The sequence below is a fragment of the Ruegeria sp. CL6 genome, from assembly GCF_056536465.1.
In genome coordinates this window covers 1-1,608 of record NZ_JBQFPR010000030.1, presented here as the reverse complement: position 1 = coordinate 1,608, position 1,608 = coordinate 1, and the positions used below count along the sequence as shown (strand labels likewise).

Sequence of the window (1,608 nt, the reverse complement as noted above, 5' to 3'; positions counted from 1 at the left end):
CGCCCTAATCAGAACCGAACGCTTAAGTTTGCACCGAGGCCATGTTCTTGGCCGTTGGAGCGAACTGAATAGCCATATCCTGCCGTTAGTCTGGCCAGATCAGAGATCTGATACCCTAGCCCCAGACCAAGAACGAAGCCGTTTGCTCCTCGGTTTTGACCGACTTGCGTGAACGTGCCAAATATCGGGCTTGTTACAGTGATTTCGTGCTCATTGTCCTTGTTGGCAAAGAAGTCATATTCATACCGGGCAAAGGCGATTGGGGTTAGCAAACCATTCTCTGTCAAGAAGTCCTGTTGATAGTCAACTCCAATGGAAGCGACCAAAGACTCTGCGTTCGCTTTTTCAATGGAATAGTTGAAATCGCCACCGCCGGTTTCTGTGCCTGAGCCTTGTCTGATGCGTCCGTAGTTCAATCCAAAAACCGTAGAAACCCTAGCACCGTTGTCCAGGCTAAACAGCTTCCGTGCCCGGATACCGGCGTGGATTCCCTCTTGGTCCAAATCTGACTTTGCTTCGCCGCCCGTAAAGCCATCAACAGAAGGGTTTCGCCGCTTGGCGTCGGTTTCACCGAACATGTAACCGATCAGCCCAGAGAACTCCCATGTTCCGGTTGTCGTACGCCCATAGACGCCCACGTGATAGCTGTCGGTCGAAAAGTCCTGATCGACTTGATCGTGCTCATCCATGGAGGATGTCCCGAAGCCTGCGTAAACGCCGACCACACCTCGATCCGTACTTGCGACGTCCGCTCCAACCAAAATGGTGCCCAGCGAATAGTCGAATGTCCCAAGGCCGTTACTTCCATCAACGTCCCCGCTCACATAGGATGTGTCGATCCACCAGCGCCGGTCAGAGCAGTCGATTGCGCCGCTCGGTCTCTGGGCCGAGTCTATGCCGCCTGATGCAACGGGTTGATCGTCATTACCGAAGCCGACCGCTTGATACTTGCGGCAGTCAGCGTGGCTTAGCACGGTGTTGGTTATCAGGTCTAATTGCTCAAGCCCAACGGTCAGGTTCGAGGAATAGGGCTCGGCGTGCACACGGTTAAACCCAGCCAGGCCTGAATTGGTAAGCGTGTTTACGGCATTGCCTAAGGTTGAGCCATTGGTCAGACCTGTTCCGGGTGACATGTTGGTGGTGTTGGCCACCGCGCCAGCGAGATTGCTGGCATTTGGCGAATTGGTGACCGCAGGGTTCTGGGGCAAGCTTGTGACCGGTTGAGCGGTGAATGCGATATCAATCTGACCACAGTGGTCGGCGTGTTAGCTATCGTCAGATTGGACAACGCTGGAAGGGATCCTCCTGCAACGAGCGTCGGTGAGTCTCCATCAAATCTTGAGGCTTGAAATACCGTGTAGTTGTTGCCGGCAGCATAGTCCTGCGCTGTCAGACCGGGCCGAGCAGCTTCGACTTGTACAGTCGCGCGGTCAATTCCCGTCACCGGCCCGCTGGATGACACCAAGTCAGCTTTTTGCCCGGCCGTCGGATCGACTTCAGTCAAGAGCCTTGACCCAGTTTCAAAGGCAATGCCGCCGCTATTGTTGAGTGTACCAATTGAAAAGCCCGGCGAAAGCACCCCTCCGTTCTTAACTGTGAAGTTGAATG

The 1,608-nt window shown here is 54.4% G+C and carries 1 protein-coding gene and 1 pseudogene; both read right to left on the bottom strand.

The window, feature by feature from the left end; genetic code table 11:
- Positions 1-8 precede the first annotated feature (8 nt).
- Positions 9-1,208 carry an autotransporter outer membrane beta-barrel domain-containing protein gene (locus ACR0LH_RS21630; protein ID WP_480722427.1) on the bottom strand — a complete coding sequence of 400 codons (1,200 nt, stop codon included), beginning with the start codon at positions 1,206-1,208 and terminating at the stop codon, positions 9-11.
- A pseudogene (locus ACR0LH_RS21625) lies at positions 1,112-1,608 on the bottom strand (hypothetical protein); the annotation flags it as partial. The gene ACR0LH_RS21630 and the pseudogene ACR0LH_RS21625, both read right to left, overlap by 97 nt.